Origin of the sequence: Gluconobacter roseus (assembly GCF_046058915.1) — a bacterium.
Lineage (GTDB): Bacteria > Pseudomonadota > Alphaproteobacteria > Acetobacterales > Acetobacteraceae > Gluconobacter > Gluconobacter roseus_A.
Map to the genome: position 1 here is coordinate 101,086 of NZ_CP175538.1, position 22,995 is coordinate 124,080.

General features: G+C 59.9%; 21 protein-coding genes and 1 tRNA gene. 17 read left to right on the forward strand and 5 right to left on the reverse strand.

Annotated features, from left to right (window positions below):
* Positions 1-84 precede the first annotated feature (84 nt).
* The 6 genes from rpmF (at position 85) to ACJ2A4_RS00550 (ending at position 3,821) form a co-directional block, all read left to right on the forward strand.
* On the forward strand, positions 85-297 hold the full coding sequence (gene rpmF / locus ACJ2A4_RS00525) for a 50S ribosomal protein L32 (protein WP_408873183.1): 213 nt from the start codon (positions 85-87) through the stop codon (positions 295-297).
* A gap of 72 nt (positions 298-369) precedes the next feature.
* Entirely contained in the window at positions 370-1,479 is a 1,110-nt protein-coding gene (gene plsX, locus ACJ2A4_RS00530; protein WP_408873184.1) for a phosphate acyltransferase PlsX, read from the forward strand.
* Between the two features lie 6 nt (positions 1,480-1,485).
* Positions 1,486-2,460: a beta-ketoacyl-ACP synthase III gene (locus tag ACJ2A4_RS00535; protein WP_408873185.1), complete on the forward strand. Its 975-nt coding sequence runs from the start codon at positions 1,486-1,488 to the stop codon at positions 2,458-2,460.
* A 74-nt stretch (positions 2,461-2,534) separates the two neighbouring features.
* Positions 2,535-2,861, forward strand: coding sequence for an integration host factor subunit alpha (locus ACJ2A4_RS00540; RefSeq protein ID WP_408873186.1), 327 nt, complete (start codon positions 2,535-2,537; stop codon positions 2,859-2,861).
* Complete coding sequence (locus ACJ2A4_RS00545) at positions 2,851-3,684, forward strand: MerR family transcriptional regulator (RefSeq protein WP_408873187.1); 834 nt, start codon at positions 2,851-2,853, stop codon at positions 3,682-3,684. Before ACJ2A4_RS00540 ends, ACJ2A4_RS00545 begins: the two co-directional genes overlap by 11 nt.
* Before the next feature lie 60 nt (positions 3,685-3,744).
* A tRNA-Pro gene (locus ACJ2A4_RS00550) sits at positions 3,745-3,821 on the forward strand.
* A gap of 23 nt (positions 3,822-3,844) precedes the next feature.
* On the opposite strand, the gene ACJ2A4_RS00555 is transcribed toward ACJ2A4_RS00550, so the two are convergent.
* The 3 genes from ACJ2A4_RS00555 to ACJ2A4_RS00565 form a co-directional block, all read right to left on the reverse strand.
* Positions 3,845-4,969, reverse strand: coding sequence for an AI-2E family transporter (locus tag ACJ2A4_RS00555; RefSeq protein ID WP_408873188.1), 1,125 nt, complete (start codon positions 4,967-4,969; stop codon positions 3,845-3,847).
* A 121-nt stretch (positions 4,970-5,090) separates the two neighbouring features.
* Complete coding sequence (locus tag ACJ2A4_RS00560) at positions 5,091-5,537, reverse strand: DUF3574 domain-containing protein (protein WP_408873189.1); 447 nt, start codon at positions 5,535-5,537, stop codon at positions 5,091-5,093.
* On the reverse strand, positions 5,534-6,376 hold the full coding sequence (locus ACJ2A4_RS00565; RefSeq protein ID WP_408873190.1) for an NUDIX hydrolase: 843 nt from the start codon (positions 6,374-6,376) through the stop codon (positions 5,534-5,536). Before ACJ2A4_RS00565 ends, ACJ2A4_RS00560 begins: the two co-directional genes overlap by 4 nt.
* 65 nt (positions 6,377-6,441) lie before the next feature.
* Here ACJ2A4_RS00565 and ACJ2A4_RS00570 point away from each other — a divergent pair, with 65 nt between their 5' ends.
* From ACJ2A4_RS00570 to ACJ2A4_RS00585, 4 genes are all read left to right on the forward strand, one after another.
* Positions 6,442-8,244, forward strand: a complete 1,803-nt coding sequence (locus tag ACJ2A4_RS00570; RefSeq protein WP_408873191.1) for an ABCB family ABC transporter ATP-binding protein/permease — start codon at positions 6,442-6,444, stop codon at positions 8,242-8,244.
* A 96-nt stretch (positions 8,245-8,340) separates the two neighbouring features.
* Positions 8,341-8,643 (forward strand): 50S ribosomal protein L28, encoded by a 303-nt coding sequence (gene rpmB, locus ACJ2A4_RS00575; RefSeq protein ID WP_062510124.1) that lies wholly within the window; start codon positions 8,341-8,343, stop codon positions 8,641-8,643.
* A gap of 171 nt (positions 8,644-8,814) precedes the next feature.
* Positions 8,815-10,917 (forward strand): elongation factor G, encoded by a 2,103-nt coding sequence (fusA, locus tag ACJ2A4_RS00580; protein WP_194258833.1) that lies wholly within the window; start codon positions 8,815-8,817, stop codon positions 10,915-10,917.
* A gap of 13 nt (positions 10,918-10,930) precedes the next feature.
* Positions 10,931-11,374, forward strand: a complete 444-nt coding sequence (locus tag ACJ2A4_RS00585) for a hypothetical protein (RefSeq protein WP_408873192.1) — start codon at positions 10,931-10,933, stop codon at positions 11,372-11,374.
* Positions 11,375-11,450: 76 nt separating this feature from the next.
* Here ACJ2A4_RS00585 and ACJ2A4_RS00590 read toward each other — a convergent pair whose 3' ends face one another.
* Complete coding sequence (locus ACJ2A4_RS00590; protein WP_408873193.1) at positions 11,451-13,034, reverse strand: S10 family peptidase; 1,584 nt, start codon at positions 13,032-13,034, stop codon at positions 11,451-11,453.
* 88 nt (positions 13,035-13,122) lie between these two features.
* Positions 13,123-15,900 carry a phosphoenolpyruvate carboxylase gene (locus ACJ2A4_RS00595; RefSeq protein ID WP_408873194.1) on the reverse strand — a complete coding sequence of 926 codons (2,778 nt, stop codon included), beginning with the start codon at positions 15,898-15,900 and terminating at the stop codon, positions 13,123-13,125.
* A gap of 145 nt (positions 15,901-16,045) precedes the next feature.
* Here ACJ2A4_RS00595 and ACJ2A4_RS00600 point away from each other — a divergent pair, with 145 nt between their 5' ends.
* The 7 genes from ACJ2A4_RS00600 (at position 16,046) to ACJ2A4_RS00630 (ending at position 22,988) form a co-directional block, all read left to right on the forward strand.
* Positions 16,046-17,323: a DUF445 domain-containing protein gene (locus ACJ2A4_RS00600; protein WP_408873195.1), complete on the forward strand. Its 1,278-nt coding sequence runs from the start codon at positions 16,046-16,048 to the stop codon at positions 17,321-17,323.
* A gap of 120 nt (positions 17,324-17,443) precedes the next feature.
* Positions 17,444-17,926 carry an SUF system Fe-S cluster assembly regulator gene (locus tag ACJ2A4_RS00605; protein ID WP_194258828.1) on the forward strand — a complete coding sequence of 161 codons (483 nt, stop codon included), beginning with the start codon at positions 17,444-17,446 and terminating at the stop codon, positions 17,924-17,926.
* Positions 17,927-17,938: 12 nt separating this feature from the next.
* A complete protein-coding gene (gene sufB / locus ACJ2A4_RS00610) occupies positions 17,939-19,420 on the forward strand; it encodes a Fe-S cluster assembly protein SufB (protein WP_408873196.1) in 1,482 nt (493 codons plus the stop codon).
* A 1-nt stretch (position 19,421) separates the two neighbouring features.
* Complete coding sequence (gene sufC, locus ACJ2A4_RS00615) at positions 19,422-20,192, forward strand: Fe-S cluster assembly ATPase SufC (protein ID WP_062510140.1); 771 nt, start codon at positions 19,422-19,424, stop codon at positions 20,190-20,192.
* 17 nt (positions 20,193-20,209) lie between these two features.
* Complete coding sequence (gene sufD / locus ACJ2A4_RS00620) at positions 20,210-21,385, forward strand: Fe-S cluster assembly protein SufD (RefSeq protein WP_408874058.1); 1,176 nt, start codon at positions 20,210-20,212, stop codon at positions 21,383-21,385.
* The gene (locus ACJ2A4_RS00625; RefSeq protein ID WP_408873197.1) at positions 21,382-22,623 is read left to right on the forward strand and encodes a cysteine desulfurase; all 1,242 of its coding nucleotides are present in this window, start codon (positions 21,382-21,384) and stop codon (positions 22,621-22,623) included. Before sufD ends, ACJ2A4_RS00625 begins: the two co-directional genes overlap by 4 nt.
* A complete protein-coding gene (locus ACJ2A4_RS00630; protein WP_041110500.1) occupies positions 22,620-22,988 on the forward strand; it encodes an SUF system Fe-S cluster assembly protein in 369 nt (122 codons plus the stop codon). The genes ACJ2A4_RS00625 and ACJ2A4_RS00630 overlap by 4 nt, the downstream gene beginning before the upstream one ends.
* The last annotated feature ends 7 nt before the right edge of the window (positions 22,989-22,995 follow it).

Consider the following 22,995-nt stretch of genomic DNA (forward strand, 5'->3'; position numbering starts at 1 on the left):
CGAGACGACGAACAACAGGGCACCGGATGCCGCGGGGAGCGGAGCAGGGGTGCCGACACTGAAGCAGAAAGAGGCATAAAAGCCATGGCCGTCCCTAAAAGAAAGACTACGCCGTCCCGTCGTGGCATGCGTCGCAGCCACCACGCCCTGGGTGTCGAAGCTCATGCAGAGTGCTCGAACTGCGGCGAAATGAAGCGTCCGCACCACGTTTGCAGCCACTGTGGTCATTATGACGGCCGCGAAGTGGTCGCTGCTGGAAACAGCGGCAAGAGCCTGAAGACCGCCGTCCGCGCCTGATCCCTACCTGCGGGTCCGTAGCTTCCAGAGAGCGCGGCCCGCATCTGTGATGCTGTCCGGGAAACTGTCTCAATGACCAAAGCGCCTGTCACGCCCGAACGTGACATCGCGGCCTCCGGGCCTTACGCCCTCGCCGTCGATGCAATGGGCGGTGACAGTGCCCCGGATATCGTCCTTGCCGGACTTGATCTGGCCGCCGACCGGCACCCGAAGGCCCGTATTCTCCTGATCGGAGACGAAGCCCTTCTCAAGCCGGCTCTGGCAAAATATCCCAAAGCTGCCCGTCTGTGTGATATCCGCCATTCCGCGGCAAGTATCCCCATGGACATGAAACCGACTTCGGCACTGCGCGTCCGGGGATCGTCCATGCGTATGGCTATGGAAGCTGTCGCCGCCGGGGAAGCCCGTGGCGTCGTTTCTGCGGGCAACAGCGGAGCGATGCTGGCGCTGGCCAAGATCATCGTCAAAGCCCTTCCGGGAATTTCCCGTCCCGCCATGGTGGCTGTCGAGCCTTCTGCGCGCGGTGATATCGTGATGCTGGATCTCGGAGCCAATATTGCCTGCGATGTCCGTAATCTGGTTGAATTCGCCATCATGGGCGAAGCCTTTGCACAGGCGGCCCTTGGTCTTCCGTCTCCCACAATTGGTCTTCTCAATGTCGGTTCGGAAGAGCTGAAGGGCGATGACCGTCTGCGTCAAGCGTCTGAACGGTTGCGTGCCAGCCCGCTGGCCCCCCAGTTCCACGGCTTTGTGGAAGGTCATGACATCACAGCCGGGACGACGGATGTGGTGGTGACGGACGGTTTTACGGGGAATGTCGCCCTGAAAACCGGTGAAGGCGCTCTCAAGCTGGCCTTCAGCCTTCTGAAGCGCGTGTTCCAGACCAATCTGCTGACCCGTCTGGGCTATCTTCTGGTCAAGCCGGGTCTTGAGCGGATGCGGGAATGGATCGACCCCCGGCGCTATAACGGAGCGCTGTTTGTCGGTCTGAACGGCATCGTTGTGAAGTCCCATGGTGGCGCGGATGGCGAAAGCTTTGCTGCGGCTCTCGATGTTGCCATGGATGCTGTCACACACCATCTGAACGACAAGATCCGCGACCGTCTGGAGCAGTTGGGGATGGGAGTTGTCGAGCCGGCTGCTCCTGTATCCGCCAAGGCCGCCCCTGAACCTGTGAGCTGAAAAGAAATGTCCGATCCCATTCGTGTCCGCCTGACGGGTGTCGGGGGCTATCTGCCGCGCGACGTCATCTCCAATGACGATCTCGCCAGCAAGTATGGTATCGAGACTTCGGACGAATGGATCAGGACCCGCACCGGTATCACCCAGCGGCATATCGTTTCGGGCGACGAAACGACGGCCAGTATGGCGGCGGAAGCTGCGCGGCAGGCTCTTGAGTATGCTGGAGTGTCCGCGTCAGACGTGGATGCCGTTCTGGTTGCGACCTCGACGCCGGATCAGGTTTTCCCAGCCGTTGCCGTACAGGTTCAGGCCCTGCTGGGTATGACGACGGGGTTCGGCTTTGATATCAGCGCAGCCTGCTCGGGCTTCGTTTATGCTCTGGCGACGGCGCGTGCCCTTGTGCAGTCCGGTCAGGCCAAGAAGGTTCTGGTGATCGGCAGCGAGGTCTTCTCCCGTCTGCTGGACTGGAATGACCGTGCCACCTGCGTTCTCTTCGGAGATGGCGCGGGTGCAGTGCTGCTGGAAGCGGGTGGCGCGGAAGGCGAGGGCATTCTCTCCACCCATCTGCACTCGGATGGTCGTACAGGCGATATCCTTTATGTGGATGGTGCCGTAGGCTGCGCGTCCACGACACAGCATCTGCGCATGCAGGGGCGGGAGGTTTTCCGTCATGCCGTCGTCAAGCTGTCTCAGGCTGTGGATGAAGCACTGGAAGCCAATGGTCTGACGGGGCAGGACATCCAGTGGATGGTACCGCATCAGGCCAATCTGCGGATCATTGACGGGATGGCCAAGAAACTTGCGCTGCCGTCAGATCGGGTGGTTGTGACCGTGGACCGTCATGCCAATACGTCGGCTGCTTCGATTCCGCTGGCCCTGAACGAAGCTGTCCGCGACGGGCGCATCCAGAAGGGTGACCTCGTGCTGATGGAAGCCCTTGGCGGCGGCCTGACCTGGGGCTCCGCACTGATCCGGATGTAAGTCTGCTTTTTGCCAGAGAGCAGGTTAATGATTGATTCCTTTGACTGTTCTGAACGTCATGATACGCAAGTGTCATGAGCACAGTCACGCGCGCGAATCTTGTTGAGCATCTCTACAGCCGTGTCGGTCTTTCCCGGCACGACTCCTCCATGATTCTTGAAAGCCTTCTGGGTGTGATCTCGGACAGGCTGGAAGCGGGTGAATGCGTGAAGCTCAGTGGATTCGGGACATTTTCCGTCCGCCAGAAGGGGGAGCGTATCGGACGCAATCCCAAGACCGGCGTCGAAGTCCCTATTCTGCCACGTGCCGTGCTGGTGTTCAGACCTTCCCAACTGCTGAGGGACCGCATGAACGGTTCCGAAAATGCCGCAGCGGCCGAGACCTCTTCCCATGACAGATAATTTCGCCACCAATGCCGTCATGGTTTCGTCGAATGATGAGCTTTCAACCGGCCCGGAGAAGGTCAGAAAAGCTCCGGAAGCCTATCGTACCATCAGTGAAGTCGCAGAAGAGCTGCATATCCCGCAGCATCGCCTGCGTTCCTGGGAGACGATCTATCCGGGTGTGAAGCCGTTCCGTGGCGAAAGTGGCCGTCGCTATTACAGTCCCGAGCATATCGAGACCCTGCGGCTGATTTCGGACCTGCTTTATGTGCAGGGTTACAAAGGGCAGGGGGTTCTGCGGGTTCTGCGTGAACGTCGTAGCCAGAAGGCGCGTGCAGGTCAGAAAACTTCTCCGGAAACTGCTGTCGAGACGGTGCCGGAAATGGAAGTCGAATCTGAAGCCCCGGCTCACGTTCCGGTTGCCATTGTTGACGCGGTTGAAGACCACAGCGTGCCTTCCGAAGAGGCATTGCCGGTTGTCGTAGCTGTGGAAAGCGAAGACGTTCCCGCCGTTCCCACGCCTGACCCTGTCGATGATATCATTTTCCCGGAGCTTCCGACGTCGGCTCATGAGGCCAGTGTGACGGAAGCGGTTGACATCACGGCAGAAAATGAGAGCCCCGAAGCCGAAGCCGAAGCCGAAGCCGAAGCCGAAGCCGAAGCCGAAGCCGAAGCCGAAGCCGAAGCGCCCAATTCTGCGCTCCTGATGACGCTGCGTGATGAAAACGAACAGCTTTTCAGTACGTTGGAAAAGGCCGAGGCTGAGAACGGTCTTCTGCGCTCGGAACTTCGCGAAATTCTCGAAGAGCTGCAGAATTTGCGAAATCTTCTGCCCGTCTAGTCACAATGCCCCATTGCGGTGACGGCGGGACACTGCTAAACCACCGCCACCGCAGGACGACGGGCAGTAGCGCAGCCTGGTAGCGCACCAGTCTGGGGGACTGGGGGTCGTGGGTTCGAATCCCGCCTGCCCGACCAGTCCTGCGGTAAAATCCCTTCCTTTAAGATCCTGTATCCGGTGCATAGATCCCTTTGCGCGGATTGACCTCTGTCCAGATGGTCCACAGCAGATGCAGTGCGGCCATGATGGCCGGACCAAGGAACAGGCCCAGCAGACCCCAGGTCTCGGCCCCTCCTAAAATTCCCAGCAGAACCCAGAGGAACGGCATCTTCGTACTGCCGCCGATCAGGACAGGGCGGATGAAATGGTCTGCGATGAAAATCACGACTGATCCGATCGCCATGACAACGATTGCGCCGATCATGCTGCTCTTGGCCAGCAGAAGCAGGGCCACAAGCCCGACTGTCGGCCAGGCCAGGAATGGGATCATCGCGGCTACGGCCGTCACCATTGCGAACAGCAGGGGCTGTGGTGCGCCTGTGGCCATGTAGACGATACCCATAATGGCCCCTTCGCCCAGCCCTACCAGAACAAGCCCGGCCAGCGTGCCATGCACGGATGAAATCATCTGCTTGGCCAGACTCTCGCCCTGTTCACCAAACAGGCGCTGAGACCCCAGAAGACACTTGCGGATCACGCTGTCTCCATCTTTGAGCAGGAAGAACAGCGTCAGGAGCGAGAACGCGAACAGTGTGCCGCGGCGGGCAAGCTGCGATCCGACCTGTTTCGTCATCTGCATGCCATGTCCGACATCCACCGAATGGAGCAGATGGGACAGGCGTTGCGGGCTTGTCATGTGGTTCTGCCACCAGTTGGTGGCCTGGGCGGACAGGAAGGGCAGATGTGGCACCCATTCCGGCATCGGAATGCCGTTGTTCCGCACGTCATCAATCCATTCGAGCGCACTCCGCGCTTCGTCTGCAACCTTGACCCCCACCAGCGAGACCGGAACCAGAAAGATCAGCGCGACAGCCAGCGTAAAGACCAGTGGAAGCCAGTCGCTTCGGCCGAAACGCAGTTCCGCCCGACGATAAAGCGGCCAGATTGAAATGGCGAACACGCAGCCCCACAGCAGAGCCGGCAGGAAGCCTTTGAGCGTGTACAGGCCTATTGCCACGAAGAAGAGGGCCAGAAAGCCCCGTGCACGCCGCTGGATAGTACCTGTGGAGTCTGAGGCCTCGACCGTGATGGTGTCAGGGGAAGGAGGCGGAGAAAGATCGGTCATGAGAATTCCGGAATGAAAACATGCCTGAACTGTCGTCCTGTGCAGGGAAACCTGCCCCGACGAGAGAAGTCCGGATGAAAACAGATGTGAAACCTGAGAAACGCTGTTCCGTACACGGGAACTATTCCACGGGAACGCTTTCGAATGAAGAGCAGCCGGACTGGATGGCCAGTCCAACGGCCTGCTGGCTGAAACGTTTCTGATAGGCCTGGCGGATGGCTTTCAGATATGGCTGCAGATTGCGGTCCGAGGAGGGAGCCACGATCCAGACAATTCGGGACGCCTCACGGATCACCCTGTGCCCTGCCGCATCATACCACTGTCCCTGACCATCAAAGACGGTAAATCCTGCCGGAAAGCGTGGTGTGATCTCGCTGTCCACGAAAGCCTGCCAGTCGTCACCATCAACGATGCTGCCATCCGGTCGCGTCAGACCGAACATCAGCCGGATCTGCACGCCGTCATGGGTCTGGATTTCCCGGCACAGATTAGGTGTGACACTGACCGGCACGATGCAGCCGCCGAGCAGCGGAGCCGTGAGGGCCAGCAGAGGCAGTCTCTTTTTCACCGAGGCTGTCCTGCCAGGGCATTCCGAAGAACGTCAGCCTCGGCAGGCGTGAACAGGCCCCGGCGAATGAACAGGTCGATCAGGACAAGATTGACGTTGAACTTGAATAAATCGGTATCCCGCACCAGCGCCATGACATCCTGAATTGGCATGAGGTGAAAGCTTTCCACTTCACCGTCTTCCGCGACCGGCACGAATTCCTCAGGTAAAAGCAGATCGTAACAGTGCAGGACATCGCGCCGCAGCCCTTCAGGACGCTCCAGCGCATATTCGATCCGGCTGACGGGCCGGGCCGTTGTGGCCAGTTCGGCGGGGATGCCGGCTTCTTCCTGTGCTTCCTTGACGACCGTTGTCTGTGGGTCGAGACCGGCGCTCATACCGCCCGCCACCAGATGGTCCAGCTTTCCCGGGTCCAGCCGCTTGCTCATGCTACGGCGGGCCACCCACAGGAAAAGCCCGTCCGCGCGTTCGACCAGTCCGTTCAGATGCACACCCTCGGCCGCCAGCCCCAGAACGGGAATGGCGTCACGGTCCACCTGTCCCAGCACGAGGCCATTGTCGTTGCGAACGTCAAAAGCTTCGTCATGGGAGGCATAAAGTCCCATCTCGCAAAGCGTCTGGGAGAGGGGGAACAGCTCCGCACCGGCTTTTACTCCGAAACCCTGATCCTGCTGAAGGCCGAGCGTTTCGAGCGTCTGCGCTATTGCCGGGCTGACCCAGCCGATCTGCTCAGTGCCACAGAAAAACGGGAGACGACCGCCCGGCAGGACCGCGCTGTTGCAGGCCGCGATGTGGCGGAGAAAGGGTTCGAGGGCAGGGGATAAGGATTTGTCAGACACAGACCAATATGTCGCATGCAGGCAGTCATTTGCAAAGCATCGCCTGCACTTCCCATAGTCTACACATGTTCAAGAAAACCAATTCGACCTCCGAAGCGCTTTCCCTGCGGGTTCTGTGGCCCATGATCCGCCCCGAAAAGCTCTGGCCCGACGCCACACGCATCGGTTTTGCACTCGTCATTCTTCTGGTGGAGAGCGGCACAGCCGTCGCCACGCCCTGGCTCTTCAGCCGCATGGTCAGCAGCCTGTCGCGTCCGGAAACGCTTCTGGCCGTCCCGGTCTGGCTGATCGCCCAGTATGCCGTCATCCGTATCATTTCCGGGCTGGCGACCCCGCTGCGGGAACTGCTCGTCAAACCCGTTGAAACGGATCTCCAGCGCCGTGTCGCCGTTCTCGGCCTGCGCCATCTGCATGATCTGAGCGTCCGTTTCCATCTGGATCGTCAGACGGGTTCGCTGACCCGCACGCTTGACCGTGGTGCTGATGCCGTCGGGACCCTGCTGTCTCTGGCGCTGTTCAACGTCCTGCCCAACGTTATCGAACTCATCATGACGCTGACGGTCATTCTGAAGATCTTTGACTGGCGTTATGTCTGCCTGCTTCTGGTCGCGCTGGGGCTATATTCTGCCGTCTCCTACGTCTTTACACGTCTGCGGATGACGGCAAGACGCGCCCGTAACCGTGCCAGCAATGAAGCCCAGCACCAGCTTGTGGACAGCATCCTGAACTTCGAGACAGTCCGCAGCTTCGCCAACGAACCGCATGAAATCGCCCGTTATGATGTGGCGCGCAGAGATCTCCGCCAAGCCGAGATCAGCCTCCAGCGTTATGTCAGCCTGTCCCAGGTCAGCCGTGGCATCCTGATCGCCGCCACGACAACAACCCTTCTCGCGATGGCCGCTCATGACATCGTGGCGCATCGTCTGGCCGTTGCGCAGTTCGTCCTGATCGGCAGCTATCTGAGTGGTCTTTATTCGTCCGTAGGCGCTCTGAACTATGTGAGCGCAGGCTGGCGCAATGCGCGCGTCGATCTGGAAAACTATCTCGAACTCCTCGCCGTCCGCTCAGAAATCACCCATGCCCCCCAGCCGGTGCATCTACCAGGCAAACTGTCGGAAGCGGGTGCGGCAGCTGTCGAGTTCAGGCATGTTTCCTTCGGCTACAGCCCGGCCCGGCAGATCCTGCATGACGTTTCCATAAACGTCCCCGCAGGAACCTCTCTGGCCATCGTCGGGCATACGGGTTCGGGTAAATCTACTCTGGGTCGCCTGCTGACCCGCGCCTATGACCCGACGGAAGGTGCGGTCTGCATTGACGGTCATGATCTGCGCGATATCGCACCCACCGACATCCAGAACATCATCGGTACGGTCCCGCAGGATACGGTGCTCTTCAATTCCAGCATCGGCGAGAACATTGCCTATGGTGATCTGTCTGCGTCACCCGAGGATATTGAAAGAGCGGCCCGCAGCGCCCAGATCGATGCGTTTATTCGGGAATTACCCGACGGCTACAAGACTGTTGTGGGCGAGCGGGGACTCAAGCTCTCCGGTGGCGAGAAGCAGCGCGTCGCCATCGCCCGCGTTATCCTGAAAGACCCCCGCATCCTGCTTCTGGACGAGGCCACAAGCGCGCTCGACACCCGCACGGAAGTCGCCATCCAGAAAGAGCTGGCAGTGCTCTCGCAGGCCCGCACGACGATCATCGTGGCGCATCGTCTTTCCACTGTTCAGGATGCCGATCGCATCGTGGTGCTTGACGCGGGACGCGTGGTAGAGCAGGGAAGCCACATGGAACTGCTGTCCGCAGGTGGCCATTATGCCGCAATGTGGGCCGCACAGGCCGGAGAAAGCGTAGTCAGGGGTTGACGAAGGCCCCAACCTTACGTCATAAGCCGCGCCTGATTTACGGAACACGCCGGACCTCGCTGTCCTGCGTCATCCAGCATCGAGGAAAGTACCACCATGTCTCGCCGTTGCCAGATCACGGGCAAGGGCGTGCTGACGGGCAACAACGTCAGCCACGCCAATAACAAGTCCCGCCGTCGTTTTCTCCCGAACCTGCAGGAGACCACGCTGATCTCCGATATTCTTGGTGCTTCGGTGCGCATGCGCCTGTCCACCAACGGTATCCGCACGGTCGAGCACAACGGTGGGCTGGATTCGTTCCTACTGGGTACGCCGAACCGCAAGCTTCCGACGGAAGCCCAGGTCATCAAGCGCCGTATCCTGCGCGCCCAGGAACGCAAGGCTGCCCAGACCGCCTGAGGAATTTTTGCCGAACTTTAGGTTTGGTCACAAGATTGCTCTTGAAAACCATGGCGGTCTGCGTCATTCAGCCGCCACTGGGATAAATCAGGTTCGGCCCTTTCACAGGGCCGCAGCGGAGGTGTTTCGGTTCAGGCTGAAACACCTTTCATTGTATTTTGGAGGTTCTCCGTGTCCGAAAGCGTTCAGGAAGCCAAATCGGCTCTCTCGAAGATTCGCAACATCGGTATTACCGCGCATATCGATGCCGGTAAGACCACGACGACCGAGCGTATCCTGTATTACACGGGTGTCTCTCACAAGATCGGTGAGGTCCACGAAGGCAACACCACGACCGACTACATGGCGCAGGAGCGTGAGCGTGGCATCACGATCACCTCGGCAGCCGTGACGTGTGAGTGGAACGACCACCGCATCAACATCATCGACACCCCGGGCCACATCGACTTCAACATCGAAGTCAATCGTTCGCTCCGCGTGCTCGATGGCGCGATCTTCGTGATCGAAGGCGTGGCCGGCGTGCAGCCGCAGTCCGAAACGAACTGGCGCCTCGCTGACCGTTACAACGTTCCGCGCATCATCTTCATCAACAAGCTCGACCGTACCGGTGCGGATTTCTACTACGCCTTCAGCACGCTGAAGGAGAAGCTCGACATTGTTGCCGTGCCGCTGCAGCTCCCGATCGGCGCCGAAGAAAACTTCGTTGGCGTGGTCGACCTGGTCGAAATGCGCGCCATCGTGTGGGAAGGCGGCGAACTCGGCGCCAAGTTCCACTACGAAGAAATCCCGGCTGACCTGAAGGAAAAGGCCGAGGAAGCCCGCCAGACGCTGCTCGACACGGCTCTTGCCGTCGACGACGCTGCCATGGAAGAGTACTTCGAGAAGGGTGACGTCGACGTCGCAACCCTCAAGAAGTGCATCAAGAAGGGTGCGATTTCCGGCGAATTCCGTCCCGTCATGTGCGGTACGGCCTTCAAGAACAAGGGTGTTCAGCCCCTGCTCGACGCCGTCATCGACTACCTGCCGGCTCCTGACGAAGTCGAAGGCATCCGTATCGCTCCGCCGGAAGACGAAGAAGTCGATGAAGACTTCCTGCCGATCGTTCCGGTCGATCCGGACGGCAAGTTCGCTGGCCTGGCGTTCAAGATCATCTCCGACAAGTACGGCACGCTGACCTTCGTTCGCGTCTATCGTGGTGTCCTGAACTCCGGTGACACCATCCTGAACACGACGAAGGGTCACAAGGAACGCGTTGGCCGCATGTTCCAGATGCATGCCGACAAGCGTCAGGAAGTGAAGTCCGTTGGTGCCGGTGACATCGCCGCATTCGTGGGCCTCAAGGATACCGTTACGGGTGACACGCTTGCTGATGCTTCCGATCCGGTGGTGCTGGAGCGCATGCAGTTCCCGGTCCCGGTCATCGACATCTCCGTCGAGCCGAAGACCAAGGACGCTGTCGAGAAGATGACGCTGGCTCTGCAGAAGCTGACGGCCGAAGATCCGTCCCTGCATCTGAAGACCGATCAGGAAACGGGTCAGACCATCCTGTCCGGCATGGGCGAGCTTCACCTGGACATCATCGTTGACCGTCTGCGTCGTGAATACGGCGTCGATGCCAACATCGGTGCACCGCAGGTGGCCTATCGTGAGACGATCACGAAGCCGCATGTCGAGACCTACACCCACAAGAAGCAGTCGGGTGGTTCGGGTCAGTTCGCTGAAGTCAAGATCGAGTTCGCTCCGTCTGACAAGCCGGACGAGATCATCTTCACGAACAAGGTTGTCGGCGGTACGGTTCCGAAGGAATACATCCCGGCAGTCGAAAAGGGCATCCGCATGCAGAGCACCACGGGTGTTCTCGCCGGCTTCCCGACCGTGGACTTCCAGTTCACGCTGCTCGACGGTAAGTACCATGACGTTGACTCGTCGGCTCTGGCCTTCGAAATCGCCGCCAAGGCCTGCTTCCGTGAAGGCATGAAGAACGCCGGTCCGGTGATCCTCGAGCCGATCATGGACGTAGAAATCACGACGCCGAACGATCACGTCGGTGACGTCGTGGGCGATCTTAACCGTCGTCGCGGCATCATCCAGAGCCAGGAAACTGCCGGTTCGACCGTCATGATCCGTGCACAGGTGCCGCTGAAGGAAATGTTCGGCTACATCTCGCACCTGCGTTCTGCAACGAAGGGTCGTGCATCCTTCACCATGCAGTTCCACCACTACGATCCGGTGCCTCGCAACGTGGCTGAAGAAATCATCGCGAAGTCCGCCTGATTTCTTCACTCCGGTGAAACATCATACCCCGCCAGAGCAATCTGGCGGGGTTTTTTGTGCGTTCTTTCATGCAAAGGTGACAGTCATGTCTGACTTTGAGGCCCGAACAGCGGTCATTGCCATCCTGCCAGTGAACGATATTCCTCAGGCAGAACAGTTTTTTGCTCTGTTGGGGTTCTCTGCGCCTGATGGGGGTGTGTCGGAGTACCGGATTTTACAAACTCCGGACGGTGCGGAACTTCATCTGACACAGGCGGTTGCCGGCTGGGTCGAAGCGGGGCGCAATCCGTTCGGACTTTATTTCCGCCGACCGGACGTGGATGCCCTGGCACAGGTTTTTGCAGACCAGATCATCGAGAAAGAAGGACCATCCCTGAAGCCTTGGGGAATGTATGAGTTCGCGGTTAACGGACCCGACGACGTGCTTGTCCGGATCGGCTGGCCAGTCCGGGCGTAACGCCGGAAATGAAAAAGGCGGCGAAAGGTTTTCCCTCCGCCGCCTTGCATGGTGTTTGTTCTGACCGTGCTATGGATCAGTGCAGATTGTCCGTGCGGCGGATGAAGGCCGCGACGTTATCGTGCAACTGTTGCAGCGTGTTCGGGTCCACATAGACCATGTGGCCGGACGTGTACTGCGCATATTCGATGTTTTTCTGCAGGCTGTTCGGCATCGGCAGATGCTTCATCTCGTACACGCCTTCAAAATAAGGCGTTGCGAGATCGTAGTAGCCGGCATTGAGCATGACATGCAGGTTCGGATTGGTCTTCATCGCCATGGCCAGATCCGTCATGACGTTCGGCTCGCCCTTGGGCTGATAACCGTGGCCGGGCTGGTGATGATGGCTGTCCCAGTGGCCCTGGCTGTTATAGAGGCGATAATCCTCGTCCGTGCCGTATTTGAGCGTGTTGCGGACGTAGTCGTTGAAGACCGTGACATAGGCCGAACTGATGGCGCTGGATTGCGGATCATAATCCACTTCCTGGCTCATCGGATCGATCGTCGGGCTTGAATAGCGGGTGTCCAGACGGCCTGTCGCCATACCGGTCTTCGCCTGAAGCTGCTGATCGAATTCGCCGCCATTGACGCGCAGATCTGCCCGCAGAATGTAATCGACCGGCAGGCCCGTGTAGTCATGCAGTTTTGCCGCAATCGCCTGACGCTGATCATCCGGCAGGTCCGCACCCTGACGCAGAGCCAGCGTGTAGTCAGTCATCGCAAAATGCTCGACTTCATGTAGGAAGGCTTTCAGGTCCGGATGCTCGGCCGGCAGGCAGTGATGATACCATGCCGTTGCAGCATAGGTCGGCAGGGCCAGCACATACGGATCGTCCACGCCTGCATTGAACTGCGGGCTGTCATCGCTGTTGTCGTAGTTCAGGATCTGCGACAGCAGGATCACGCCGTTGAAGTCAATATTTTCGTCCTGCTCAAGGTCGTTGATGACCACGGCCGAGCGCATCGTGCCATAGCTCTCGCCGAACAGGTATTTGGGCGAGTTGTAGCGGTGATATTTCGCCAGAAACTTCGAGATGAAGTGCGTGAAGGCCTCGCCGTCACCATCGACGCCCAGAAATTCCTTTGCTGCATCCTTGCCCGCGATCCGCGAGAAACCCGTGCCCGGCGCGTCGATGAAAACAACGTCCGAGACGTCCAGCAAAGACTGCGGATTGTTGATGAGCGCGTAAGGGGCGGCCGGCAGATGAGTATCGCCTGGCGTGTTCACGCGGCGGGGACCGAACGTGCCCATGTGAACCCAGACGGAAGCCGAGCCCGGGCCGCCGTTATAAAGGAAGGTGATCGGGCGCTTTTCGGCGGGCACGCCTTCCTTGAAGTAGGCGGTGTAGAACATGGAGGCGACCGGCGCATTCTTGCTGTCGTCATCCTTGCCGGCATCGAGCTTGGTGCCACGCTTGGCCAGAATATCGCCGGAATCATTGTAGTCGGCGCCGTGAACCAGAATGGTGCCCGCCACTGCCCGATAGGGGATGGTGGCACCATTGACCGTTACTGTTCCGTTCGTCACGCTGTCAGCATTGGGTGCCGGTGTTGCGGGACCTGCGGCCAGAGCCGGCACAGCCATTATGGCTGCACCCAGAAGAAGGGCCTTGCGAAGCATGCAGAGGAACTTTCGTTAGGGTTTGTTACGCGAGCTTTTTAAACGCACGCAGCCTTCCTGAACAAGAGTTCCGTCCGCGTATCATTCCTCAGCCGAAAGCCCGGTTGGCATGCATGATGGCAACGCCGACCTCGCGCAGCAGGGCAAAACAGCGTGAAAGAGGCTCAAAGATCTCTTCATGCTCACGTGCGAAACCCGCGGCCTCGGCAGCATCCCCCGGTTCTCCGAAGTCGAGATTTGCAACGCTGGGGGCCGTAATCGGGAACAGATCTTCCAGCAGGTGCAGCGCACGCGGCACGTCCAGACACAGGATCAGGTTCGTGATCGCTTCGCGTGTCAGGCTGTTGCGAGGGCCGAAATACGGAATGCGCGTTGACAGTTCCCACAGCCTGTCGATCAGGGCAAAGCGAATGGCATGAAGCAGCTTCTCGCGGGCATCCATACGCGGCGCATCCGGCCATGCCGCGCGCAGGGCGATATGATCAGTCTGGATGCGGCGGAACATCGCAGGACCACTGGCCCAGAAGCGCAGCAGCTCCAGACCGTGTGAAATGCACAGCAGGCTCTGACGCTCTTCATCGCTCTGGGCCTTTGCCGCGCGATCCAGCCAGGTGCCCGGATCAAGCTGATGGATGGTGGTCCGAAGCACATCCAGATCGGAATGGGCCAGGGCCTGACGTGCGAAATCCATGGCTTCGCGGAAGCGCGAGGAGTCCGTGGCGAAATGTTCGAATGTCTCGGGATGCCGCTGTGCCGCGTTTCCAAGACCGTGGAGCACATTTGCCCACCAGCCGAGCTGCTGAAGGATTGCATTGTTGGGAATGGCGCGGAGCTGCCCCGGATGCGTGATGCGCGTGACGGTCGCGGCATCGGACTGGCGTGCAGAGGGACGGGATCCTGTCTTGTCAATCAGGGCGGGGCCAAATGCACTCAGCAGCGCCGCATAACCTGGATCATCCACGAGCGCGCCCATGTCGAGCGCGATGGTGGAAAAGAAATCCGACGCGAAGTCAGGCCGCTCATAGACCGGGTCCTGTGTGTCCTGCGGGATTTCGGCTGTGTGTTCCGCCAGGGTTGCGATCGTGGAAGCCGCAAGAGCTTTGGTGCCGAACAGCGTGTAGCCGTCGCCACCCTGAAAGGCCGTCTCGACGCGGCAGCCAATCCCGGCTTCCCGCATGGCAAGGCGTGTGCGGGTCGGGGAGAAATAGTCCAGACGCTGGCGCAGGCTGAACGGATGTGCACCCCGTCCGATGCTCTCGCCATGCGTATCGAACAGCGTCAGGGAGACGTCCTGAAGGTCATGCTCTGCCAGCAGGGACAGGGTCCGCATCCGTAGACGCTCGACCAGATTGGTTGCTGCAAGCTGTCCGACATAACGGCCCGAATCGGAATAACCGAACTGGAGCGACAGGCGCCCGTTCGCCCGCAGGTAGTCCCGCCAGTGGCTAGAGCGGAAGGCCTCTTCAAGGATGGTCTCGCCATTTTCGAGCGCGCTTTCGGTCTCGAAGAGTGGCGAAATCTCGATTTGGTGATCCTGAATGCCAAACAGACGCGCCAGCCAGAGAGTGGCCAGCAGCGTATAACCGCTTTCGGTCTCGGCAATGAGGAAGCGGATGGGCGATCCTGTGTCGATGTGCTTGAGGATCTGCGCCATCGTCATCATCAGCCGTGCGGCAGAGGCGGGCTCAACCAGCAGGGAGCCGAAATCCACGGCCCGCGGCTGCAGGTTTGACAGTGCTTCGTCGATCTTGGCTAGCAGAACGCGCCGGCGTGAGGGCAGGGCAGGGTCATCGGTCAAGCCCAGCCGGGTGCGAGCAACGTTGTAGATCTGCGCGGCATTCAGTCGTGTATGAATGCGCGCGATCCCGAGGCCGTGGTTCATGAACCCGGCACGGATGGTCCGCAGTTGCAGTTTGGCCTCGTCATCCAGCCCGACCGCGGCATCCTGGAACAGCGGCAGAAGCTCAGAGGCATCAAGGAGGGCCTTTTCGCGGAAGGCAATCAGCGTCTGTGCAAAATCCTTGATGATTTCCGGAGCCGCATCCTTGCCGGTCGGGCAGGCGGCATGCTGCGTCTTGACCGCCTCGATCGCCCGGCGTGCGCGCATGGCGAGTGCGCTGTCCTGCAGGCCCAGCCGTTCCAGCCCGTCCGTCAGGCGATGAAGCTGCGAGAATTTCAGCTCAAGCCGGATGCGCAGCGTATCCCACCAGCCGATGTCATTGCGCCCGTCGGTATCAAACCCGACCCAGCTTGCCAGAATGACAGGGGAGGGATCGACCTGACCGGCTTCGCCAGACCAGCGCTCAGCCATCTCGCGGAGCAGTGCCTGCGTCAGATCATCCAGAGCATCCCGACCGCGCAGAATAGCCGCCAGCGCCAGAGCCTGCTCCTGCGCCAGTGTTGGCGGCGCGGGACGGCGATGGGTCTTGAGGCACGGCACCGGCAGTTCCGGATTTTCGGCACGATGTGTGAGGATGTCGTAGACACCATCGGCGAGTGCAAAAGTGGGGTGGGCTGTAAAAACCGCCGCAATTTTGGGGACGGTCAGGGAGGTCGCATCCGGGGCCTGCTCGACAAGGCGCTTTGCTACGGCTTCCAGACGGCTCTGCGGATCAGCCGTATCAAGCCCGACATAAGAGCGCAGATGCGCGGCCCGCTCTACGAAGTGTTCGTCCCGCAGGGCGCGGACGACATTCTCAATCTCGGTCAGCTGCGTCCTGTCTTCGCTCCCGTCATCGGCGGACAGGCCCTGTCCGATGGACGCAATCAGGTCTGCGAGGCCATCGCGCTCATGGAGAAGCCGTGACGTCATGGCGTCAATACGGTCATGGAGGGACGGATCGAGCCGGGAGGCGCAGTCAGACATCGGGAGCAGTCTCGCTTCTGCGGAAAAAGAAAAATGGAACGAAAACGGGCTGCAATACTTTTCACGCCCAGCCATCGAGTGCAACCGCGCTCTGGACGCGACAGCCCGTCAGGATAATGCTATCGGTGCGCTCATGCACGCGGACATGTCTCCTCCCGTTTCCCGAAAATCCGGCCTTGCAGGTCTGTCGCCCCGATTCATGGCGGGCGGCCTGCTGGTAGGCATGGGCGTGCTTGCTGCCGGGACCACCCTGGCGGCGGCGCGTCATATCGGTGATGGCAGTCTCGCATTCGGCCTGCTGCGTGCGGGATCAAGGGCAGGAGTGGTCGGCGGTCTGGCCGACTGGTTTGCTGTCACGGCGCTGTTTCGCCACCCGATGGGTCTTCCCATTCCCCATACCGCCATTCTGCCGCGTCAGAAGGAACGCCTCGGGCAGGCGCTGGGCCGTTTCATTTCGGGCCAGTTCTTTACTGAGGAAGACGTGCGACGGGCGCTGTCGAAAATCGACCTTTCCGGGCTGATTGCCGACATGTTGAGTGAGCCGGCAACGCGCCAGACGCTTGTCACCAGCATGCGTTCTGCCATTCCGCTGATGTTCGACCGCATGGAAGACGGACGGGCCAAGGCCGCTTTGTCCCGCGCTCTCCCGGTTCTGCTGAACGGTGAGGAAATGGCGCCACTGGTCTCGCGTGGCATGCGTGCCATGGTGGACAGCGAGATGCATCAGGAAGTCCTGTCCTTCCTGCTTGAGCGCATCAAGACGACCGTGACTTCCCGGGAGTCCGATCTGCGCCATTTCGTCGAAGAACGGGTCCGCGAGCAGGGCGGGCGTTTTCTGGGATGGGCCATTGGTGGCTCGGTCGCCAGCCGTGTTCTCATGGCGCTTCATGCCGAGTTTGAGCGTGTCGATCCGATGGACTCGGATCTGCGGCACGGTTTTACCACCTGGGTCCGTGGCGAGATCGACCGCATTGAAAACGATCCTGCGCGTCGCAAGGACATGGCGGATACGATTACGTCCGTGCTGACCCATACCAGCCTCAAGGGCTGGAGTTCGGAGCTGTGGGACCGTCTGCGCCGTATGGTGGAAGAGGACAGCGGGCGCGAGGATGGGTGGAGCGCCACAGTCATTGATGCTGTCATCGTCCAGCTTGCCAGTGCCCTGCGTTCCAATGCGTCCCTGCGTTTGAAGGTCAATCAGGCTGTTGAAAGCACCGTCCAGCGGATCCTGCCGGGCCTGCGCGAGAAGCTTTCAGGCTTCATTGCGGCCGTGATGGCGGGATGGGACGGCACTGATCTGGCCAACCGGCTGGAGTCGCGTGTCGGGCGTGACCTCGCCTATATCCGCATAAATGGCACAGTCGTCGGTTTTCTTGCCGGAGCGGCGCTCGACGGCGTTTCCCGACTGTTTTTTGGTGTGTAACATTCCATGTCTAGGGCAGGTCGGGCACAGAAGTCTTGACCTTTGCTCCGGTATGGGCCATTTGGAACAAATCAGGACTTAGCAAGTCTTGAATTAGAACAAGATGTGAGTGTGCAAGCGATGCTGAGGCTGTCAAAACTGGCCGATTACGCCACTGTCCTTCTGGTCCATCTCGGTCGTCACGAAGGACTGGCAACAGCAGCAGCTCTTGCGGTGGAAACCGGCGTCCCCGAACCTACCGTCGCCAAGCTTCTCAAGGGTCTGGCCTCCAGCGGACTGGTGCTTTCCCATCGTGGTGCAAGAGGCGGATACCGCCTGTCCGGTGAGCTTGAAAAAGTCACTGTTGCGGCCGTTATCGCCGCGGTGGACGGACCTATTGCCATCACCGCCTGCTGTGACGGTCGCGAGTGCGAGCACAGTTCCCTGTGCGGTCTGTCCGGGCAGTGGGATGTCGTGAACGATGCCATTCTCAATACACTCAACAGCATCACACTGGCGGATATGGGCCGTCGCGCGGAGCGCTTGCCAAAGCGTGGTCCCGCAACCGCACCTGTCGCCCCCGTTGGAGCGGAGACCTCCTCTGTGACCGACGCGGTCAGTTAAGGACAACATACCATGCCAGCCGTGACGGAAACCCGCGAGACAGTCGAAAAACTCGCGAAATCCAGCTACGAATGGGGTTTCGAGACCGATATCGAGATGGATATCGCGCCCAAGGGCCTCAACAAAGAGACGGTGCGCCTGATCTCCGAGCGCAAGGGTGAGCCGCAGTGGATGCTGGACTGGCGTCTGAAGGCTTTCCGCGCCTGGCTGGAAATGGAAGAGCCGATCTGGGCCCATATCCATCACCCGCCGATCGATTATCAGGACGCGCATTACTTCGCACAGCCCAAGAAGAAGCCCGGCCCCAAGAGCCTCGAGGAAGTCGATCCCGAGCTGCTCAAGACCTATGCCAAGCTGGGCATTCCCCTGCATGAGCAGGCTTTGCTTGCCGGTGTCGAAGGTGCCGAGGAGCGTCTGCCCATCGCCGTGGATGCCGTTTTTGACAGCGTGTCCGTCGCAACGACCTTCCGCAAGACCCTTGCCGAAGCCGGTGTGATCTTCTGCCCGATTTCCGACGCCATTCGTGAATATCCCGAACTGGTCCGGAAGTATCTGGGCACTGTTGTCCCGGCCGGAGACAATTTTTTTGCGGCCCTGAATTCTGCCGTCTTCACGGATGGTTCGTTCGTCTACATCCCCGAGGGCGTCCGCTGCCCGATGGAACTATCCACCTATTTCCGCATCAATGCGCGCAATACCGGGCAGTTCGAACGCACGCTGATTATCGCCGAAGATCGCGCGACCGTCTCGTATCTGGAAGGCTGCACGGCGCCACAGCGTGACGAAAACCAGCTTCATGCGGCCGTGGTCGAGCTGATCGCGATGGAAGACGCCTCGATCAAGTATTCCACCGTCCAGAACTGGTATCCGGGCGATGATGAAGGCCGTGGCGGCATCTATAATTTCGTCACCAAGCGTGGCATCTGCCGTGGCGCGCGCTCCAAGATTTCCTGGACGCAGGTCGAAACCGGGTCTGCCATTACCTGGAAATACCCGTCCTGCGTGCTGGCCGGTGAGGGATCGGTTGGCGAGTTCTATTCGGTTGCGGTGACCAATAATCACCAGCAGGCCGATACGGGCACGAAGATGATCCATCTGGCGCCGAATACGCGTTCGACGATCATCGCCAAGACCATTTCGGCGGGGCAGTCTGACAGCACCTATCGCGGTCTGGTCCGCATGCAGCCGAAGGCGCGGAACGCACGCAATTTCACGCAGTGCGACAGCCTTCTGATCGGCGACCAGTGCGGCGCGCATACGGTGCCCTATATCGAAAGCCGCAACATGACGGCGCGCGTGGAGCATGAAGCGACCACGTCAAAAATCTCTGAAGACCAGCTCTTCTACTGCCGCTCGCGCGGGCTTTCGGAAGAAGATGCAGTCGGTCTGATCGTCAATGGTTTCTGCCGCGAGGTGCTCAAGGAGCTCCCGATGGAATTCGCGGTCGAGGCGCAGAAGCTTCTGCAGATCAGCCTCGAAGGAAGTGTGGGTTAATATGAGCGATTTTCTGAAAATTCAGGGTCTTCAGGCCCGCATCGACGCCGATGGCACGCCCAAGGACATCCTCAAGGGCCTCGATCTCGAAGTGCCCAAGGGCGAAATCCACGCCATCATGGGGCCGAACGGTTCGGGTAAATCCACGCTGTCCTATGTGCTCGCCGGTCGTGACGACTACGAAGTCACGGGTGGGTCCGCCACGTTCAAGGGGCAGGACCTGCTGGCGCTCGAACCCGAAGAGCGTGCCGCGCTTGGCCTGTTCCTCGCGTTTCAGTCGCCGGTCGAACTGCCGGGTGTGAACAACGCGAACTTCCTGCGCACTGCCGTGAATGCCGTTCGCCGGGCGCGTGGCGAAGCTGAGCTGGATGCCGTGGCTTTCCTCAAGGCTGTCCGTGCCGAGACCAAGCACCTGTCTATGTCCGACGACATGCTCAAGCGTGCGGTTAATGTCGGTTTCTCGGGCGGTGAGAAGAAGCGCAACGAAGTGCTCCAGATGCGTCTGCTCCAGCCGTCTTTCGCCATTCTTGACGAGACGGATAGCGGTCTGGATATTGATGCCCTGCGCATCGTGGCCGAAGGCGTGAACTCCCTGCGCAGCCCGGATTTCTCGGCTCTGGTCATCACCCATCATCAGCGCCTGCTCGATTACATCGTGCCGGACCGCGTGCATGTCATGGCGCATGGTCGCATCATTCACAGCGGCGGCCCCGATATCGCCAAGACGCTTGAGAAGCAGGGTTATACCCAGTTCCTCGAGGCGGCAGCGTGAGCGGAGCCCCAACCGTGATGCAGAACGCTGTTCCGGCTCTGGAGGCGTTTGTTGCGCGTTCCGCTGGTCAGGGTGCGGCGCTGGCCGAAACGGGGCTGCCAACGCGTCGCATCGAAGCCTGGCGTTATACGCCGCTGCGTTCGATTGCGGATACGGCGTGGCAGAAGGCTGCGCCCCTGACGACCGAAACCGCCACTGCGCTGCTAGGTCGTCTGGTTCTGCCTGAAACGGGCGCCCGCGTGGTCTATGGCAATGGTCAGCTTCTGGACGCGTTGTCGGCTCTGCCGGAAGCAGTTCGGCAGGCTTCGGAAAACGTCTCTCCGCTTAAGGGAGTGTTTTCCGCGACGCTGAATACGGCGCTTGGCGAAAGAGGCCTCGACATTCGTGTTCCCGCTGGAACGGATGCGGGTCTTCTGACGCTCGTCAGCCTGTCCGACGGGCAGAATGTTTCGACGCATCTTCAGCATCGCATCGTGCTGGAAGACGGCGCGTCCCTAACGCTGTATGATGTCAGTGCAGGTGAGGGGCGTTATATCGCCAATCCGCGTTTCGATATCGTCGTGGGCAAGGGGGCGACCCTGCGTCACGTCAAGGTACAGCGTGAGAGCCTGATCGCCACGCATCTCGCCATCGTCTCGGCCGATGTGGCGGAGAAAGGCGAATATGACAGCTTCACCCTGAACCAGGGCAGCAGCCTTGCGCGTCACGAAGCTGTTGTGACACTGGGCGCCCCTCATGCCATGGCGCATGTGAATGGTGTGCAAATCGTCGATGGGCAGCGCCTGAACGACCTGACGTCCATGATCCATCATGCTGCCCCCGACGGCAGCTCGCGCCAGACCGTCAAGACGGTTCTGTCCGACGCCGGGCAGGGTATTTTCCAGGGCAAGATCCTCGTTGATCGCGTGGCCCAGAAAACTGACGGCTACCAGATGAACCAGGCGCTGCTGCTGTCCGAACGGGCACAGATCAACAGCAAGCCCGAGCTGGAAATCTATGCGGACGACGTCAAGTGCAGCCATGGCGCCACTGTCGGTGCGCTTGATGACGAGCAGCTCTTCTATCTGCGTTCCCGCGGTATTCCGGAAGCAGAGGCGCGTGACATTCTGGTTCGAGCCTTCCTGATCGATGCGCTGGATCTGGTTTCCGACGAAGGTCTGCGTGATCTTCTGCTGCGGAGCATGACGTCATGACCGTCGCTGACAGCCGTACCAGGATGGATCTGTCGGAAATCCGCGCCCATTTCCCGATCCTGAACGAGACCGTTCATGGTCGGCCTCTGGTCTTTCTCGACAGCGCGGCCTCGTCCCAGAAGCCGGATGTCGTAATCGAGGCCATGCGGGATGCGGCGTATCACCAGTATGCCAATATCCATCGCGGCCTGCACTGGATGAGCGAGCGCACGACGGAAGCCTATGAGCGCGCCCGTCATGACGTGGCCCGTCTTCTGAATGCGCCCGATCATCGGGAAATTGTCTTCACCCGTAACAGCACCGAGGCCATCAACCTCGTGGCGCACAGTTTCGGCAGCATGCTGAAGCCGGGGCAGGCGGTCCTGATTTCGGAGCTTGAGCATCACGCCAATATCGTGCCCTGGCTCATGCTGCGGGATCGTGCAGGTATCGAACTGCGCGTCGCCCCCATCAATGACGCTGGCGATATTGATCTGGACGCTTATGAAGCGCTTCTGTCGGATGGCAAGGTGGCGCTTGTTGCCGTCACGCACATGTCCAATGTTCTAGGAACGATCACCCCGGCCCGGAAACTGACGGAAATCGCTCACGCTTATGGCGCTCGCATCCTGCTGGACGGATCGCAGTCGGTGGTGCACCGCAAGATTGATGTGCAGGCCATCGGAGCAGATTTCTTCACCTTCACCGGTCACAAGCTCTACGGTCCCACAGGGATCGGGGCACTCTGGGGAAAGATGGAGCTGCTGGACATCATGCCGCCTTTCATGGGCGGTGGTGACATGATCCAGAACGTGTCCTTTGAGCGTGCCACCTGGGCGCATGTTCCGCACAAGTTCGAGGCCGGTACGCCCGCCATTCTGGAGACGATCGGTCTTGGGGCGGCTGTCCGTTTTGTGGAAGAGATCGGTTATGACGCCATCTCGCGCCATGAAGCCGAGCTGACGTCCTATGCGCTGGAAAAGATGCGTGGCATCAACAGTCTGCGCATCCTGGGCGAACCGAAGGAGCGCGGGGGCGTGATCTCCTTCGTCATGGACGGGGCGCATCCGCATGATCTGGCAACCCTGCTGGATCAGCTCGGAATTGCCATCCGTGCCGGGCAGCATTGTGCCGAACCTCTGGTGCGTCGTCTTGGTGTTCATGCCACCGCGCGCGCCAGCTTTGGCATCTACACCACGACTGAAGAGATCGATGCGCTGATCGAAGGCCTTGAACGGGCCCGGATGATGCTCACATGAGTGAAGCCATGACCGATATCACAACCAGTGAAGACACAGCTGCTGTCCCCGCAACAGGGACGGCGCCAGATCAGGAAGCGGTCATCGCGGCCATCGCGACGGTGTATGACCCTGAAATCCCGGTCAACATCTACGAACTCGGTCTGATCTACGCGATCGATCTGCATGATGACGGCCGCGTGCATATCGAGATGACGCTGACGGCGCCCAATTGCCCCAGTGCGCAGGAACTGCCGGAGATGGTGCGCGATGCTGTGTCCCATGTTCCGGGTGTCAGTCAGGCCACTGTCGAAATCGTCTGGGATCCGCCGTGGGATATGAGCCGCATGAGCGACGATGCCCGTCTTGCCCTCAACATGTTCTGATCCGGAA